The organism is Citrobacter sp. Cpo032 (assembly GCF_030332975.1).
Classification (GTDB): domain Bacteria; phylum Pseudomonadota; class Gammaproteobacteria; order Enterobacterales; family Enterobacteriaceae; genus Citrobacter; species Citrobacter portucalensis.
This window is the reverse complement of the sequence record NZ_JAOWGU010000048.1, coordinates 82920-99785: the sequence shown is the minus strand read 5'-3', so window position 1 is coordinate 99785 and position 16866 is coordinate 82920. Positions and strand designations below refer to the sequence as shown.

Here is a 16866-nt window from a genome sequence, read left to right as displayed (position 1 = left end):
CTGTAGAGATAATAGGTGTCATCAAAGTATTGATAGTCTATACCTGGACCACCCGGCGCCAGACGCGGGTCGTCAAAAGGGTATGAGCTCAGATATAAATGCCCCTTCGCCGTGGTAATAAATGCCTGATTATTAACTACCACCACTCTTTTTATTTCTTTTCCTTCAGGTCTATCTACCATATTCCCATCAGAATTTTTCTCTTGCCCCTGAGATGGGGACATATACGTTGCGACCTGCCACGTTTGTCCGTAATCTTTAGATATTTTATATGCCCCAGGCTCCCATCGCGGTATCAGAATATACTTATCTGATGGATGAATATATACTCCGGAAAATATCCGATACGTTGAATAAATGCCATTTACTAATTCTTTATGTATATTCCGCCTGATATCATGATACCAAAGCGCTCCCTCACAATTATAGCCTTTTAATTCCAGATATCGGTTATCATCATAGCGATAAATAATCTGTGAGGGTGTTTTTTTCGTACAGCCAGCGATAGCACATAGCGAAATAGTTCCGATTATTATTTTTAACGCACTTCCCTTATTCATAATTCATCCTTAAACATTAAGCGGTTTTGGCATATCCCATTGCAGATTGGGTGTCTCGGTATTATATATTTCATTATGTCTGGCAGGTTTAACCGTTGTTGAATGGCAATATTCGTTAACCACGCCAAACGCTCCTGTTGGTAAAATATCATCTGGCCTATTCATGAAATTTTTAGTATGGTCTTCGTTCAACTTTCCAGTACTATAATAATCAATAGCTTCCTGAAAACCATTACGCTTCATACGCCAGTCTCCGCGCAGGAGTAGCTCGGTCCAGAATTCTCCACAGCGGTGATCAAATGCCCTGCATATTCCCACCGCCAGATCGAAGGCCATCGCTTTCGCGGGGGCATCTTTCGACATAACAATAGAAGAGTGCTGGCTGTAACCAATCCGCTCTGATTGCAGCCATTCTTTTTGCAGCTCATCCGGCGTTTTTTCATAAATCAGTTGAACGGTTTTATTGTATCCCCCGCCCAGAACAACGCCTTTGGTATAAGGCTTACCATATTTTTTGGAGAACATCGCAAGTTCAGTGGGCGTTAATGCCTGGCCCGGCTGTAAAGAATCAAAACCAGCCCCGCTCAGCGTTCTGGTGTCGGTTTCAGTGCGCGAAATAACCGTGGCTTTTGCAGAAAATGAGATGTCCTGATCGGGTGAACCCGGCGCTATCGAATATTTATACTGACTTCCCGCGCCCTGTAACTGGTGTCTGAAGGTGACGGGGAGCTGCTCACCATTCACAACAACATCCGCAAATGTATATTGTCTGGTCGCCAGCGTATCCTGATCAAAACAACCTTTTTTTAACGCCGGCATTTCAAAAGGCACGCTCAGTGGGCTGCCGCCTATTTCCGGACCATTTTCACAGAAAACCCTCTGGCGCAGATTATCTATACCGCTGGCAATGTTATGGGGGACTCCCCGCCAGCCCAATCCCTGGACGTTAAGTAATGAAACCACACTGTCATTGGGGCAAAAATAGTTATATACCTTGCCAAAGTTATTACGGGTATAAAGTTTATTCTTACACCACTGTGAATTGGTTTTACTCAGGCACAGCGCGCCTTCTAATTCATCGATCTCGGCCTGCGTGTGATATTCCCCCTTGCCATATCTGGCGTTGGTCGCCATCAAATGACAGAAATTTTTAAACGTCTGCTGTCGGGCGCGATCCGTTTGATGATGTCCGGGCGTCATACCTTCAGCAGCCGTTTTTTCCAGTGCGTAGGGAGAATGGTTGAGAATCACGCAATCGGCGGGATCGGCACCAGTTGCTTTTACCAGCATATTGGCCAGCATGGTAATTATCGTTCCCTGGGAGTGCGCAATGATATTAATGGGGTCGTTTTCAGTAGGTTTATTATTTCGAATCATCAGGATTAAATCAGCCAGCCGCTGCGCGGCAAAAAACTGATAAATACGGTGCGGGTTATCATAAATAGGGTGCGTAAAATCCCCACTATTCAGATGAAATGAAGCAAATCCTGCCGTAGCGTTCGCTGGACCACCGGAGCCAGGGCCTAACATATCCGGAATAGTGGTTGTCGCATTGGCAAAGGTACCCCCGCCTTTGGCATACACATCGTCCAGCACGTTGCCGAAATTATCATTCTGATATTTCAAGGTGGTTTGGGGAATATGCCCCAGCTTTTCCAGCTTTGTGTTGTCATCTTCCTGATAGGCGTTGTAAGGCAGTTTTGCGGCGTCTCCTGATTTAGCCCGTTCTTCGCGATAACGCCGCTGGTCTTCTATATACGTCGCATGATCGACGGGTTTATATCCCCAATAAAATGGAATTACCGGGCTGCGTCCGGGCATTTTTACATTCTGCTGCTCGCCATCGCCCATATCCATTTTGTACTGCTGCCATTCATGCGGATACATATCCGTGCGGCCCATACGTTCATTCAGGCCAGCGATAATACCCTGCTCCTGATTCTGATAGGCCTCGCCCACATCGTTGACGCCGTGCACAAGGATCACAATGCAGGGCATGGAATACTTAACGGGCACGTCGCAGACAGCCATTTTTCCGCCCGTTGATTTAGGCACGCCCTGTACACCTGTCGCCACCACCCGTGGATTAAAGGGACTGTTACTCATTTGGCAAAATCTCCATTTTCATTTCGTCCATTTCAGTCATATCCAATAACGGCGTCATTCCTTCATCGTCAGTGACGCCTTCAATGGTTTCGCCTGATGCCTTAGTCAGTCTGAATTTTGTATTCTTCAGAACATCGTCTGGGTTGCCAGAGCCATGTAATTTAATGCGGCGATGAAACTGCTCCTCCTGAAAGACAGGGGTTTTATCTTTCGCCGACTCCGGTCCGCTCCAGTCAAGAGAGGTGCCTTTCAACTGCACTTTTGCGGGAGAGAATATTTTTACAGAGCCGTCTTCATTTATTCTGATACCGCCACCACCGCACAAAAGCTGGATATTCTTCCTGGCGCTGATGGTTACGTTGCCGTTCATACTCTGAATATGAAAATGCTTATCAGAAAGCAGGCCCATTTCGCCGCGCTGCGCCTGGACGGAAATATCATCTTTTGCGGCGATGATTTTGATTCCGATAGCTCTGCTGAAAAGTGACAGGCCCTGTCCAACGGCCATTGAGAGTTTTTTAAAGACGTTAAAACTGCCGTTGCTGGCGGCGTTTAGCGACAAATCTTTGTCTGCTGATAATGCCATCGTTTGTGGTGTCAGCAGGGCCATACCGTGATCGGCGTAGGCCACCAGTCCCGAACGGGTAAGCTGTTCAAGCGCAGCGTTAAGCTGCTGCTGCTGCCCCAATTCGACATTTAACGCCTGCGCCGTCAGCGCGCTCTGCTGAAGTGACGTTGCCAGCGTAAGCGCGTCCTGAAGCTGCTGAACCACTGCGCTCATATCAAGCTGCTTGCCCTGGGCTTTTGGCTGCGCCTCGGTCGTGAGTAATATCCCCTTTGCCGCCCTCAGGACCGCGCGGTCATCGGTGCGCAGTTCTGCGCCTTCGCCGCGCGGTTTACCGCCAGCATCAACCAGATGGCCCATGTTCAATTGCGTTTTGCCGTACTCGGTACTCAGTTTGACGTGTTCCTGCCCGCGCCGATCCTCCATTCGCAGCTTATTCAGACCCGCAGTACGGATGACGTTGCGGGTATTGTTGCGGCTGGTGACGGGGTCTGGCTTTGGAGCATGATGCAGGGCATGCGCAATGAAAGGTCTTTCCGGATCGCCGCCTTCAAACGCAATGGCAACCTCTGTGCCCTGGATGAGCGGAAAGTGATGACCATAAGTATCGCCGGCATAAACCCGCGCCAGACGAACGGGCATGCTTTCATAACCTTGCCTGTGCTGGTCGAGGTCAAAATCAAACTTCACCCAATATCGACCCTGCACATCGATATGAGCATATTTGTCATTGTCTATTGATGATGAAACGATCGCGGGAACAGTACCCGCAATACGTGGCCGGGGTAGCGGCTGAGGTCGAAAACAAACGTTCTGGTTGTAGGGAATACCGATAAGCCGGGACTGGAGCGCTGCATCTCGCCTCCCCGTCACCCGCATTGCCGTTACCACAAATCCAGAGTCGAAAGCATGTGGAATGGTACCGTCGATTTCCAGCACCATCCCCGGCACGATCGACGGACTGGTGGTCACACCGTTTAAAATGGACTGATTATTAAGAATAATTTCGTGATGCAGTTTGGCATAGAACCAGCTGGATTCACCTGGCTGCACCTCGGCAAATTGCGATCCCGGCTGATGATGGATATCCGCATAGCGATACTCTGTGCCATATGTCGTAGCCCTTTCCGCAGACACATCGGCGTCAGCATTTAGCATCAGCGAGTTTGCCAGCCTGTAATCAAAGTTCTTCGCCCTAACGTCTGCCGAGACAACATTGTGCTTTGATACCAGCTTATCGATCGAATAATCATTTGATGTCAGCCCAGCGTGGGATGAGTGCATAATCTTTTGATCAAAAATGTACTGGCATTGTGAATCACTGAAGATAACCACCATAATGTGCGAAACAGCATGATGATTTGCGATCCTGAACCAGATCCCAACTTCTGACAGGATGCGGCTGATAAACGCTAAATCCGACTCCTCCCACTGGACGATCATTTCCCGGTTGGGATAGATACAAACAAGATTATCAAAGTCGATTTCATAATCGGCAAAAGCATGTTCTTTGAGGATCTGCGTGACCAATTTCGGCACATTTATGTTCAGGTAAATAGCCGAACGCTTGCGTCGTGAGAGTAATGCCAGCTTATGCTCCAGCCTGATTTCATACAGTGATTCATCCGCTGATGTACTAATAAGCGAAAATGACGTAATGACGCCTTCAATTTGCCGTTCATATAGCCACATCTCAGAACCTTGAATATATTTATTCCAGCTATGATTAGGTGCTCTGATTTTCAGCGAGCCTTCAATGTTAAGAAGTGAGTCAGGAGGGATGCTTTTTTGTTTTGATGTGAATGTAATTTTATAACTGTATGGTTTACTTAACTTTTCATGACCTTCAATTGTTTCAACATCCAGCAACCCTAACTTACTCTCGCCCCTTACGGAGAATAAATACTTATTGATACTCTCCTCTGAAACTATACCTTCAAGATTATAGAAACCCGAACCCTTTTTCATTATCGCATCCCTTGCAAAAAGAAAGTAATACATAAGAAATAAAGTCCAGTCAGCATATCAACAATAATAAAAAAAGGTTGTTTTTTTACTGAAAAAATCTGGAAAGTAAATTAATTATTATTAGTCAAACACGTAATATAATTACGACATATAAATAAACGATTAACTGACGCGATTTTAGATTCAATGAAATAATTTTTTAACAAAACGATTTATATAACGCCGCATTCGTTTTTCACCGTGAGGCAACGATCAAGCAGTCACATCCAAATGGTTCCAAAAACTGAGAGGGAACTAAAAAAACAAAACATTAACCCAATGATTTACAATAACATTTATAGAAGCATTCTTTTTATTTATTTTTTTATTGAATAAATCACATCCTCCCATAAAAAAACACAATAAAATATAACTATTCCCTATTCTGCTGTGAGGGGAGAGGTAACTGGATTATGCCCATGTGTTCCTAAGGAAAGATTTTGGTTTTCTCCCTCTCCCTTTGAGAGAGGGCCGCATAAAGGTCATCTTATCAGCCACAGGAGAATCAATGAAACGCTCCGCAATAAACGAGATCCTTGGCCACACGCGCCAGTTTTTCTCTCAGCACGACGTGCATCTCCCCCCTTTTGCCAGCTTCCCCCCGACCCAATGGCGCAAGCTTGATGCCACAGCCTGGAGCGAAGTGTTCGACCTTAAGCTCGGTTGGGATGTCACCGCATTTGGCGGCAACAATTTCGCCGCGCAAGGGTTAACGCTGTTCACTCTGCGTAATGGCTCGCCGAAAGGAATGCCTTACGAGAAATGCTACGCCGAGAAAATCATGCATGTTCGCGATGCGCAGGTCACGCCGATGCATTTTCACTGGCGCAAACGCGAAGACATTATCAATCGCGGCGGCGGCAATTTAATTGTGGAACTGTGGAATGCGGGGATCCGGGAACAAACGGAGGAGACCGACGTGAGCGTAGTGATTGACGGCTGTCGGCAAACCCATGCAGCGGGCAGTCAGTTACGCCTGACGCCGGGTGAAAGCATCTGCCTGCCGCCGGGCCTGTATCACAGCTTCTGGGCGGAAGAAGGTTTTGGCGACGTGTTGGTCGGCGAGGTTTCTTCTGTTAATGACGACGACCACGATAACCACTTTCTGCAACCGATCGCCCGCTATAACGACATTGAAGAAGACGAGCCGGCGCAGCTGGTGCTGTGTAACGAATATCGCCTGTTCCGCTAACCAAGGAGCGCATTATGCCGTTGATATCTCTCGCTGATGGCCTTGCACATGCCCGTGAGCATCGCTATGCCTTAGGGGCATTTAATGTTCTGGATTCACACTTCCTGCGCGCGCTGTTTGCCGCGGCAAAGCAGGAACGTTCGCCGTTTATCATCAATATCGCCGAAGTACATTTTAAATATATCTCGCTGGATTCTCTGGTCGAGGCGGTCAAGTTCGAAGCCGCGCGGCATGACATTCCGGTGGTGCTAAACCTTGACCACGGCCTGCACTTTGAGTCGGTAGTTCGGGCACTACGCTTAGGGTTCAGTTCAGTGATGTTCGATGGCTCCACGCTGGAGTATGAAGAAAATATCCGCCAGACCCGCGAAGTGGTGAAAATGTGCCATGCCGTCGGCGTGTCGGTGGAAGCCGAACTGGGTGCGGTGGGCGGTGATGAGGGCGGCGCGCTGTACGGTCATGCCGACGAGTCGCTGTTTACCGACCCAATGATGGCGCGTGATTTCGTCGACAGAACCGGGATTGACGCGCTGGCGGTCGCCATTGGCAATGCCCACGGCAAATACAAAGGCGAACCGCTGCTCGACTTCCCGCGTCTGGACGCCATTCGCCAGCAGGCGGCAATCCCGCTGGTACTGCACGGCGGCTCCGGCATCAGCGACGACGATTTCAAGCGCGCGATTGAACTCGGCATTCACAAAATCAACTTCTATACCGGCATGTCGCAGGCGGCGCTGTCGGCGGTAGAAACACGGATGGCGAATCGCCAGCCGCTGTACGACGAATTCGCCGAACTGCTGCTCGGCATTGAAGAGGCCATTACCGATACCGTTTCGGAACAGATGCGCATTTTTGGCAGCGCGGGACGGGTCTGATGGAACGCAAAGGCGTTATCGCCGCAGGCAACATGCTGGTCGATCACGTGCATCAAATTGTGCAGTGGCCGGAACGTGGCTGGCTGGCGGAAATCACCCGTAGCGAACGCGCCACGGGCGGTGCGCCGCTTAATGTGCTGCTGACGCTGGCAAAAATGCACACTGGGCTGCCGTTGCAGGCGGTGGGGTTAATCGGTCAGGACAGCGACGGCGACTACATCATGGCGATGCTGGAGCAGTATCACGTTAATCGCCAACACGTGCAGCGCACCACATTCGCCCCCACGTCGATGTCGCAGGTGATGACCGATCCCAGCGGTCAGCGCACCTTTTTCCACTCGCCCGGTGCCAATCGGCTACTCGATCTGCCTGCGTTTGAGCAACTGGATACCTCGATGAAAATCTTCCATCTGGGATATCTGCTGCTGCTCGACAGTCTGGACATGCCGGATGAGGAGTTCGGGACGCGTAGCGCACGGCTGCTGGCGCAAATGCGCGACAACGGCTTTGAAACGTCGCTGGATCTGGTCTCACGCAAGGGCGACCCGCGCTATCAACCGCTGGTGATGCCAGCCCTGCGCCATCTAGACTATCTGGTGATTAACGAGCTGGAAGCCGGGGAGTTCAGCGGGCTGGAGATCCGCCAGCCCAACGGCGAACTGCATATTGCGCACATCGCCACCGCCGCACGCGAATTATTGGATGCAGGTGTACGCCAGCGGGTGGTGATCCACTGTCCGGAAGGTGCCTGGGGTGAAGCGCCGGATCTGCCGGGCGTCTGGATCCCGTCGCAGTACCTGGCGCAGGAGGAGATCGTTGGCAGCGTCGGGGCGGGAGATGCGTTTTGCGCTGGATTTTTGTATGGCTGTCATGAGCGCTGGTCGCTGACGGACAGCGTCAGGTTGGCACACGCCTGTGCGCGGGCAAGCTTGCTGTGCGCGAATGCGATAGATGGCGCGAAGACGCTGGCAGAGTTGAAAGCAGAAATGGCTGACGCCTGATGCGCTACGCTTATCAGGCCTACGGAGTTGTTATCGCTTTTGTAGGCCGGATAAGGCGTTTACGCCGCATCCGGCAACTGCACACGTTCACGCCGCCTTATCGTGATGTTGCACGTCGGCGGCAAACACATAACCCAGCCCGCGCAGGGTTTTGATCAACATTGGCTGGTGCGGGTTGTTCTCTATTTTTCGCCGCAGCCGCATGATTAACACGTCAATAGTGCGGTCAAACACCTCAACGCTGTCGCTGCGCGTCAGCTCCAGCAGTTGTTCCCGGCTCAGCACCCGCCGGGCATTTTGGGCCAGCGCCAACAGCAGGCTGTATTCCCCTTGCGTCAACTCCACCTTCAACTGCTGGGGATTATGTAACTGGCAACCGGCGGTATCGAGATGCCAGCCATTAAAAGAAAGCCCCGTGGTCTGTGGGCCGCCGCTTTCTGCCGTTAACACGCCAACGCGTCTGAGCACCGCCTTTACCCGCGCCACCAGCACCCGCGCATTGAACGGCTTACCGATATAGTCGTCAGCCCCCATTTCCAGCCCGACAACCACATCCGACTCGCTGCCTAAGCCCGTCAGCATGACTACCGGTAATCCGGGCCTCATCTTCTGCACCTGTTGTAGCACCATCAGACCGTTAATATCGGGCAACATCATATCCAGTAATACCAGAGCGATATCCGGCTGAGTCTCAATGCAGCGCAGCGCCTCCTGCCCGGTGTGACAGGCGGTCACCGTAAAGACGTGTTCGCTCAGCACATCCTGTAAAAGCGTGCAGACAGCGATGTCATCATCCACAACCAGTATGGCTGGCTTCATTGTTTTTCCCCATTTCTGGCCAACTTAAATGAGTGTGATTGATTCTGCACAGAGTGACAGCGATAAGGCACAAGGATGTGCGGGAAACATAACCTCGGTCACACTGCCGGGGCGTCACGTATTGGAGATTCGTCACGTCAAATATGACGACAGCCTGTTTTTCGTCAGGGTTTTGCGCAAAATTCGCCCGTAATATCGACTAATGCCCCTGATAAAAACATGGCATAAAAGATGCATAACAAAAACGACAAGCGCGTATGCGCGATTTGATTAACTGGAGCGAGACCGATGAAAAAAGTCGTCACGGTTTGCCCATATTGCGCATCAGGTTGCAAAATCAACCTGGTGGTCGATAACGGCAAAATCGTCCGGGCTGAAGCGGCGCAGGGGAAAACCAACCAGGGTACCCTGTGTCTGAAGGGCTACTATGGCTGGGATTTTATCAATGATACCCAGATCCTGACCCCTCGTCTGAAAACCCCTATGATCCGTCGCCAGCGTGGCGGCAAACTGGAATCTGTTTCCTGGGATGAAGCGCTGAATTACGTCGCCGATCGCCTGAGCGCCATCAAAGCGAAGTACGGCCCGGACGCTATTCAGACGACCGGTTCATCTCGCGGTACAGGTAACGAAACCAACTATGTAATGCAAAAATTCGCGCGCGCCGTTATTGGTACCAATAACGTTGACTGCTGCGCTCGCGTCTGACACGGCCCATCGGTTGCAGGTCTGCACCAATCGGTCGGTAACGGCGCAATGAGTAATGCTATCAATGAAATTGATAACACGGATTTAGTGTTCATCTTCGGGTATAACCCGGCGGATTCCCACCCGATCGTGGCGAATCACGTGATTAATGCTAAACGTAACGGGGCGAAAATCATCGTCTGCGATCCGCGCAAAATTGAAACCGCGCGTATTGCCGACATGCACATCGCGTTGAAAAACGGCTCGAACATCGCGCTGCTCAACGCCATGGGGCATGTCATCATCGAAGAAAAACTGTACGACCAGGCGTTCGTCGCCTCCCGTACGGAAGGATTCGAAGAGTACAGCAAGATCGTCGAAGGCTATACGCCGGAGTCTGTCGAAGATATCACGGGCGTTAGCGCGCAGGATATTCGTCAGGCTGCACGTATGTATGCCACGGCGAAAAGCGCGGCAATCCTGTGGGGCATGGGTGTTACCCAGTTCTATCAGGGCGTGGAAACCGTGCGTTCACTGACCAGCCTCGCAATGCTGACCGGCAACCTCGGTAAGCCGAGCGTGGGCGTTAACCCGGTTCGTGGGCAGAACAACGTTCAGGGCGCATGTGACATGGGCGCGCTGCCGGATACCTATCCGGGCTATCAGTATGTGAAAGATCCGGCTAACCGCGAGAAGTTCGCTAAAGCCTGGGGCGTGGAAAGTCTGCCTGCTCATACCGGTTATCGCATCAGCGAACTGCCGCACCGTGCAGCGCATGGCGAAGTCCGCGCGGCGTACATCATGGGTGAAGATCCATTACAAACCGATGCTGAACTCTCCGCAGTGCGCAAAGGCTTTGAGGATCTGGAACTGGTTATCGTGCAGGATATCTTCATGACCAAAACTGCCGCTGCCGCAGACGTTATTTTACCGTCTACGTCATGGGGTGAGCATGAAGGCGTATTCTCCGCAGCTGACCGTGGCTTCCAGCGCTTCTTTAAAGCCGTTGAGCCGAAGTGGGATCTGAAAACGGACTGGCAGATTATCAGTGAAATCGCCACCCGTATGAGCTATCCGATGCACTACAACAACACCCAGGAAATCTGGGACGAGTTGCGTCATCTGTGCCCGGATTTCTATGGTGCCACTTACGAGAAAATGGGCGAACTGGGTTATATCCAGTGGCCTTGCCGCGACACCTCAGAAGCCGACCAGGGTACGTCTTATCTCTTCAAAGAGAAGTTCGACACCCCGAACGGCCTGGCGCAGTTCTTCACCTGCGACTGGGTAGCGCCAATCGACAAACTCACTGAGGAGTACCCGATGGTACTGTCTACAGTGCGTGAAGTCGGCCACTACTCTTGCCGTTCGATGACCGGTAACTGTGCGGCGTTGGCCGCGCTGGCGGATGAACCGGGCTATGCCCAGATCAACACCGCCGACGCAGAACGCCTGGGCATCCAGGATGAAGAGCTGGTGTGGGTGAACTCGCGTAAAGGCCGGGTCATTACCCGTGCGGCAGTCAGCGATCGTCCAAACAAAGGCGCGATTTACATGACCTACCAGTGGTGGATTGGTGCATGTAATGAACTGGTAACCGAGAACTTAAGTCCGATTACCAAAACGCCGGAGTACAAGTACTGTGCTGTAAACGTTGAACGCATTGCCGATCAGCGCGCTGCCGAGCAGTATGTCATTGATGAGTACACCAAGCTGAAAGCCAGCCTGCGCGAAAGCGCGATGGGTTAAGCTTCCCCTGACGGCCTCCATTCGGAGGCCGTTTTTTTATGCACATAATCTCTCTATACTGTTCATTCCCTACACTAAATCTAAATATAAGATGAAACGACTTTTCGCCTTGATGGTGTTAATGACATGCTTTGTCCATGCCGAAGAGCCCGGTAGTCAGTTTTTGAAAGCCGCCGAGTCCGGAGACCGACGTGCACAATATTTCCTCGCTGATACCTGGTTTAGCTCAGGCGATTTGGGTAAAGCGGAATATTGGGCGCAAAAAGCCGCCGACAATGGTGATGCCGATGCTTACGCATTGCTGGCACAGATTAAGATTACCAATCCGGTCAGTCTGGATTACCCCCAGGCCAAAACGCTGGCGGAAAAAGCGACCCAGGCAGGCAGTAAAACCGGGGAAATTACGCTGGCGCGTATTCTGGTCAACACTCAGGCTGGACACACCGATTACCCCAAAGCCATTACCTTGCTGCAAAACGCCTCCGAGGACCTGGAAAACGACTCCGCCGTCGACGCGCAAATGCTGCTTGGGCTGATTTACGCCAACGGCGTGGGTATTCCCGCAGACGATGAGAAAGCGACGTGGTATTTCAAACGTAGCTCAGCCATCTCCCGCACCGGTTATTCCGAATACTGGGCCGGGATGATGTTCTTAAACGGTGAGCAGGGTTTTATCGTGAAGAATAAACAGAAGGCACTGCACTGGCTGAATCTGAGCTGTACGGAAGGATTCGATACCGGCTGCGAAGAGTTTGAAAAGTTAACCAACGGGTAGTCGTTGTAGGCCTGATAAGCGTAGCGCCATCAGGCAACCCGGAGCAGGTTGCCGGATGGCGGCGTTGCCTTATCTGGCCTACAAGGCGGTCTTATCAAACTTACCTAATACTTCGCGCTCATAGGCCAGCGCTTTTTTGCGGTCAAATTTGTGTTCCCACTTGGAGATAACCAGCACCGCCAGTGCGTTACCCACCACGTTCAGCGCGGTACGCGCCATGTCGAGGATACGGTCAACACCAGCAATAAACGCCAGGCCTTCCAGCGGGATCCCCACGCTGCCCAGCGTTGCCAGCAGCACCACGAATGATACGCCCGGCACGCCCGCAATCCCTTTCGAGGTCACCATCAACGTCAACACCAGCACGATTTCCTGCCACAGCGACAGGTCGATACCGTACAGCTGTGCAATAAAGATCGCAGCAATACTCTGGTACAGCGTTGAACCATCAAGGTTGAATGAGTAGCCGGTCGGCACCACAAAGCTGGTGATTGAAGCTGGCGCGCCATAGGCTTCCATCTTCTCGATAATACGCGGCAGTACGCTCTCGGAGCTGGCGGTAGAGTAAGCCAGAATCAACTCGTCTTTCAGAATGCGGATCAGGATCCAGATGCTCAAACCGCAGATACGCGCCACGATACCCAGCACCACCAGCGCGAAGAACAGGATGGCAAAGTGCACCAACAGCACCAGCTTCGCCAGCGGCCACAGAGAGGCAAAACCGAAGTTCGCGACGGTAACGGCAATCAGCGCGAAAACGCCGACTGGCGCATAGCGCATAACCATGTGGGTCACTTTAAACATGGTTTCGGAAATAGAACGGAACACGGTAACCAGCGGTTCGCGGTGAGTTGCCGGCAGGGAAGACAAGCCTAAACCGAACAGCACCGAGAAGAAGATAATCGGCAGCATATCGCCTTTTGCCATCGAGGCGACGATATTGGTCGGCACCAGTGACAAAATTGTCCCCATCAAACCATGCGCGTGGCTCTGTACTTCTGCAGTCGTGCTTTGATATTTCGAAATATCCACGGTCGCCAGTTGCGACATATCAATCCCGGAACCCGGCTGGAACACATTAGCCAGCGTGATCCCAAGGATAATCGCCACGGTGGTGATCACTTCGAAATAGAGAATAGTTTTGGCGCCAATGCGGCCCAGCTGTTTTGCATCACCGACTCCGGCAATACCGACAACCAGCGTAGAGATGACAATGGGCACAACGATCATTTTGATCAGATGGATAAAGATATCGCCCGCCGGTGACAGCAGGTTTACAACCAGCCATTCACGGCTGTCACTATGGTAATGCAGGTAACTCCCTAGCAGAATGCCCAGCACCATGGCGATTAGAATCTGCCATGCCAGGCTGACTTTCAAATTTTTCATAACAACGGACTTCCTCGATGGAGCGCTATTCCACATGCGGTGCGTGGGAATAGTACATACTGAAAGGGTATGAATTGTGTTGCGTTCGTTTATGGAGTTTTTTAACGCTTATTATCATTATCATCTGCATGGCATTCCGCGCAACCCTCTAAGAACAGGGCTTTTGGCTGATTTTATGCATAAAAATGCAATTTTATCGCGGTATTGATGAATAACTTTTTGTTATAAAAGAATTTTAATATGTTCAAAAATGAAGAAGTCATGGTGTGAGTTTTTTTCGCCCATTTGTTCGTTTGCCTGTTTTTTAAACAGGCCAAATGATACAAATCACAAAAAAAACAAATTTATTTTTGCCGATTCTGCAATAACTTCGCCATATTAATAGAGTCAACGAGCTGTGCCCGGTTCACCCTAGGCGAATTTAAATCCATAACCTTTTGCCACACTGAAATAGCCTGGGCGTAGTCTGCCTGCATAAACGCATCTGAGGCTAACAGCATCAGCGCGGTGACCTCTGCCGGGTCCAGCGCCAGAGCCTTATCAATCATCTCGCGAGTGGGCGGCGTCATATGTTGTCCGGCCTGGTAATACAATACCGTTGCCATCGCTGAATAGATCTCAGCATTTTCACCGCCGACACGCAGCGCCTGTTCGTAGGCCAGCAGCGCATTATGATACGCGTTTTGCCAAAGATAGTACTCCCCGAGTTGCGCCCATTTCACGCCGTCCTGGGGATTAGCGCGAATCTGCGATTGCAGCAAAAGCAACTGTTTTTCCTGAACATTTTCATCGGAGAAAGCATGTAAAGGGTCTGCCAGTCTCGTTTGCTCCTGACGAACCGCCTGCCATTTTGGCGTCAACAAGTAGCCTCCAATGCAGGCCACAACCATCAGCACCGCCGCAGCGGTCAGCCGCTTCACAGGCATTGGGCGTAACAGCGGTTCGGACTGGTTCATTGTTCACCTTCCTCCGTATGCTGACGTCTTCTCACTCGCCAGACCACCACACCTACCAGCAATAACAGCAGGCACGGCAACGCCCACAGCAGCAGCGTTTGCTCATTCAGCGGCGGATTATAACGAACGAAGTCACCGTAACGCTCGGTCATCCATGTCGTGATCTCGGCTTCGCTTTTCCCTTCCGCCACCATGCTATAAACCTGATGGCGCATACTGACCGCTACCGGCGCATTGGATTCCAGTAGGTTTTGGTTCTGACACTGCGGGCAGCGAAGCTGGCTGGCAATGGACAGCGCTTGTTCCTGCTGTTGCGGATTTTCAAAGCGCCAGGTATCCACAACCTGGGCATGTGTAGCGAAAGTGATGAAAAACAGGACGAGCGTTAAGAGTAAAAACTTTTTGCCGGATAAGGCGTTTACGCCGCCATCCGGCAACGTTGTAATTAATTTACGCATCGCGCTTTCTCCCTCGCCATGCGCTCAGCAGCGCGCCAAAGACCATTAATAGTCCCCCACCCCAAATCCAGCGCACGCCGGTCTGCACGTACAAACGCATGGCATAGCGGTCAGGTCCGGTTTTTTCACCCATTACCGCATACCAGTCATGCATCAGGTTCCAGCGGATCCCCGGCTCCATCATCTGTTGACGGCGCGCGGCATAGAAGCGCCTTTCAGGTTGCAGGCTGCCAATACGTTTCTCATTGTGCCACAGAGTGATCTGCGCTTTTTCACTGGTGTAGTTACCTTTGGCTTCCAGGTCGAGACGCTCAAAACGGAAAATGTAACCCGCCAGTTCAACCTGCTGCCCAGGGCTCAGGTTCAGGCTTATCTCCTGACGGCTACCGCTGGAAAAGACGATCCCCGCCGCAAACACCAGCACCCCGGCATGCGCCAGCAGTGCCGGAAGCTGGATGCGGAAAGACACGTTGCGGCTTCTTACCGTTGCCAGCACGATAACCAGCAGCATCAGCAGGCCAAAGGGCAGCGTAGCGCGGTTAAAGTACGGTGCGCCTACGGAGAGCCGTCCCCAGCCGAACAGCCCGTAAATCATCGGGTAGAGCGTGCCAATCAACACAATCAGCAGCACCGCATTAAAGAGCAGCAGCGCAACCAGAATCAGCATCTCGCGCGACCAGCCGCCAAAACGCGCATACTGCCGGACTTGCTGGCCCCGCCAGGCGTACAGCCCGAGCGACGCCAGACTCAACACGGTAAACAGCGCAAACAGTGGCGCGGCGCGGACGTTATCCAACGCGAAAGCATGCACCGAAACGAGAATGCCGGAACGTACAATCAGCGTCCCAAGCAGCGATAAAATCAGCGTGACGATCGCCAGTAGCAGCGACCAGTGGCGGAAGATTCCGCGCTGGCGCGTGATATACAGGCTATGCAGCAGCGCGCTGGCGGAAAGCCAGGGTAATAAGGAGGCATTTTCAACCGGGTCCCAGAACCACCAGCCGCCCCAGCCCAGCTCGCAATAGGCCCACCAAGAGCCGAGGATAATTCCCAGCGTCAGCGCGCACCAGCCGGGCAGCGCCCAGCGCCAGCACACCCAGGCGCTCTGCGCATTAAAGTCACCACGTAGCAGCGAGGCCAGCGCCACGCCTGCCGCCACCATCAAACCACCGTAACCCAGATACAGCAGAGGTGGATGGAGGATTAACCCGAGATGTTGCAGCATCGGGTTAAGGTCGCGCCCTTCAATGGCAGGCGGGAAGATGCGCACGAACGGATCGGACCATACCACCACAAACAGCAGCAGCAGGGCCGTTATCATTGAAAGGACGCTGAGCGTCAGCGGAAACAGCGCGTCGGTATCACGCCGATAGCGTAAAGCGAACAGCGCGCTCCAGCCGGAAAGAAACAGCACCCACAGCAGCAGCGATCCTTCATGACCACCCCACACCGCCGCCAGTTTTAATCCCCACGGCAGCAGGCTGTAGCTGTGCTGAGCAACGTAGACCACCGAAAAGTCGCTGGTCAAAAAGCAGAATACCAGAATGGCAAAAGCCAGCAGTAGCAGGGTAAATTGCGCCCACACGCCCACCGTTGCAAGGCGCATCACCCCTTGCCAGCGCTGGCGGACACCCACCAACACGGCAAGCGGGGTCAACACGTTGACCCCAAGGCTTAATAACAGCGCCAGAAAACCGGCTTCAGGAAGGAGAACGTCCAGATATCAC

11 protein-coding genes and 1 pseudogene are annotated in these 16866 nt (G+C 52.0%); 5 read left to right on the top strand and 7 right to left on the bottom strand.

Going from position 1 to position 16866, the window contains the following annotated elements; translation table 11 throughout:
- From OGY33_RS18375 to OGY33_RS18365, 3 genes are all read right to left on the bottom strand, one after another.
- Positions 1 to 560, bottom strand: a 560-nt coding sequence (locus tag OGY33_RS18375) for a T6SS immunity protein Tli3 family protein (protein WP_286572097.1), incomplete at its 3' end; no start/stop codon positions are given.
- Between the two features lie 9 nt (positions 561 to 569).
- Entirely contained in the window at positions 570 to 2666 is a 2097-nt protein-coding gene (locus OGY33_RS18370) for a T6SS effector phospholipase Tle3 domain-containing protein (RefSeq protein ID WP_191238931.1), read from the bottom strand.
- Positions 2659 to 5232 carry a type VI secretion system Vgr family protein gene (locus OGY33_RS18365; RefSeq protein ID WP_286572095.1) on the bottom strand — a complete coding sequence of 858 codons (2574 nt, stop codon included), beginning with the start codon at positions 5230 to 5232 and terminating at the stop codon, positions 2659 to 2661. Before OGY33_RS18365 ends, OGY33_RS18370 begins: the two co-directional genes overlap by 8 nt.
- A 514-nt stretch (positions 5233 to 5746) precedes the next feature.
- Between OGY33_RS18365 and OGY33_RS18360 the strand changes: the two genes are divergently transcribed.
- The 3 genes from OGY33_RS18360 to OGY33_RS18350 are packed head-to-tail and all read left to right on the top strand — an operon-like array spanning position 5747 to position 8306.
- Positions 5747 to 6430, top strand: coding sequence for a D-lyxose/D-mannose isomerase (locus OGY33_RS18360; RefSeq protein ID WP_008786945.1), 684 nt, complete (start codon positions 5747 to 5749; stop codon positions 6428 to 6430).
- Positions 6431 to 6444: 14 nt separating this feature from the next.
- Positions 6445 to 7305, top strand: coding sequence for a ketose 1,6-bisphosphate aldolase (locus OGY33_RS18355; protein WP_003826670.1), 861 nt, complete (start codon positions 6445 to 6447; stop codon positions 7303 to 7305).
- Positions 7302 to 8306, top strand: a complete 1005-nt coding sequence (locus tag OGY33_RS18350; RefSeq protein WP_100247236.1) for a carbohydrate kinase family protein — start codon at positions 7302 to 7304, stop codon at positions 8304 to 8306. The genes OGY33_RS18355 and OGY33_RS18350 overlap by 4 nt, the downstream gene beginning before the upstream one ends.
- An 87-nt stretch (positions 8307 to 8393) precedes the next feature.
- On the opposite strand, the gene OGY33_RS18345 is transcribed toward OGY33_RS18350, so the two are convergent.
- On the bottom strand, positions 8394 to 9125 hold the full coding sequence (locus OGY33_RS18345; protein ID WP_008786942.1) for a response regulator transcription factor: 732 nt from the start codon (positions 9123 to 9125) through the stop codon (positions 8394 to 8396).
- Positions 9126 to 9413: 288 nt separating this feature from the next.
- Here OGY33_RS18345 and fdhF point away from each other — a divergent pair, with 288 nt between their 5' ends.
- Together fdhF and yjcO are read left to right on the top strand one after the other, a co-directional pair.
- A complete protein-coding gene (gene fdhF / locus OGY33_RS18340; protein WP_191238934.1) occupies positions 9414 to 11561 on the top strand; it encodes a formate dehydrogenase subunit alpha in 2148 nt (715 codons plus the stop codon).
- Positions 11562 to 11652: 91 nt separating this feature from the next.
- On the top strand, positions 11653 to 12336 hold the full coding sequence (gene yjcO / locus OGY33_RS18335) for a Sel1 family TPR-like repeat protein YjcO (protein ID WP_048215118.1): 684 nt from the start codon (positions 11653 to 11655) through the stop codon (positions 12334 to 12336).
- Between the two features lie 78 nt (positions 12337 to 12414).
- Here yjcO and gltP read toward each other — a convergent pair whose 3' ends face one another.
- The 3 genes and pseudogenes from gltP to nrfF all read right to left on the bottom strand — a co-directional run bounded on the left by gltP (position 12415) and on the right by nrfF (position 16859).
- Complete coding sequence (gltP, locus tag OGY33_RS18330; RefSeq protein WP_020996087.1) at positions 12415 to 13725, bottom strand: glutamate/aspartate:proton symporter GltP; 1311 nt, start codon at positions 13723 to 13725, stop codon at positions 12415 to 12417.
- A gap of 344 nt (positions 13726 to 14069) precedes the next feature.
- The gene (gene nrfG, locus OGY33_RS18325; protein ID WP_003826658.1) at positions 14070 to 14681 is read right to left on the bottom strand and encodes a heme lyase NrfEFG subunit NrfG; all 612 of its coding nucleotides are present in this window, start codon (positions 14679 to 14681) and stop codon (positions 14070 to 14072) included.
- Positions 14678 to 16859, bottom strand: a pseudogene (gene nrfF, locus OGY33_RS18320) (heme lyase NrfEFG subunit NrfF). The gene nrfG and the pseudogene nrfF overlap by 4 nt, the downstream one beginning before the upstream one ends.
- Between the last annotated feature and the right edge of the window lie 7 nt (positions 16860 to 16866).

Coding starts and splice junctions, on each gene's coding strand:
- OGY33_RS18360 (WP_008786945.1), top strand. CDS start 5,747: ATGAAACGCTCCGCAATAAACGAGATCCTTGGCCACACGCGCCAGTTT.
- yjcO (WP_048215118.1), top strand. CDS start 11,653: ATGAAACGACTTTTCGCCTTGATGGTGTTAATGACATGCTTTGTCCAT.
- OGY33_RS18365 (WP_286572095.1), bottom strand. CDS start 5,232: ATGTATTACTTTCTTTTTGCAAGGGATGCGATAATGAAAAAGGGTTCG.
- nrfG (WP_003826658.1), bottom strand. CDS start 14,681: ATGAACCAGTCCGAACCGCTGTTACGCCCAATGCCTGTGAAGCGGCTG.
- OGY33_RS18370 (WP_191238931.1), bottom strand. CDS start 2,666: ATGAGTAACAGTCCCTTTAATCCACGGGTGGTGGCGACAGGTGTACAG.
- OGY33_RS18355 (WP_003826670.1), top strand. CDS start 6,445: ATGCCGTTGATATCTCTCGCTGATGGCCTTGCACATGCCCGTGAGCAT.
- gltP (WP_020996087.1), bottom strand. CDS start 13,725: ATGAAAAATTTGAAAGTCAGCCTGGCATGGCAGATTCTAATCGCCATG.
- OGY33_RS18345 (WP_008786942.1), bottom strand. CDS start 9,125: ATGAAGCCAGCCATACTGGTTGTGGATGATGACATCGCTGTCTGCACG.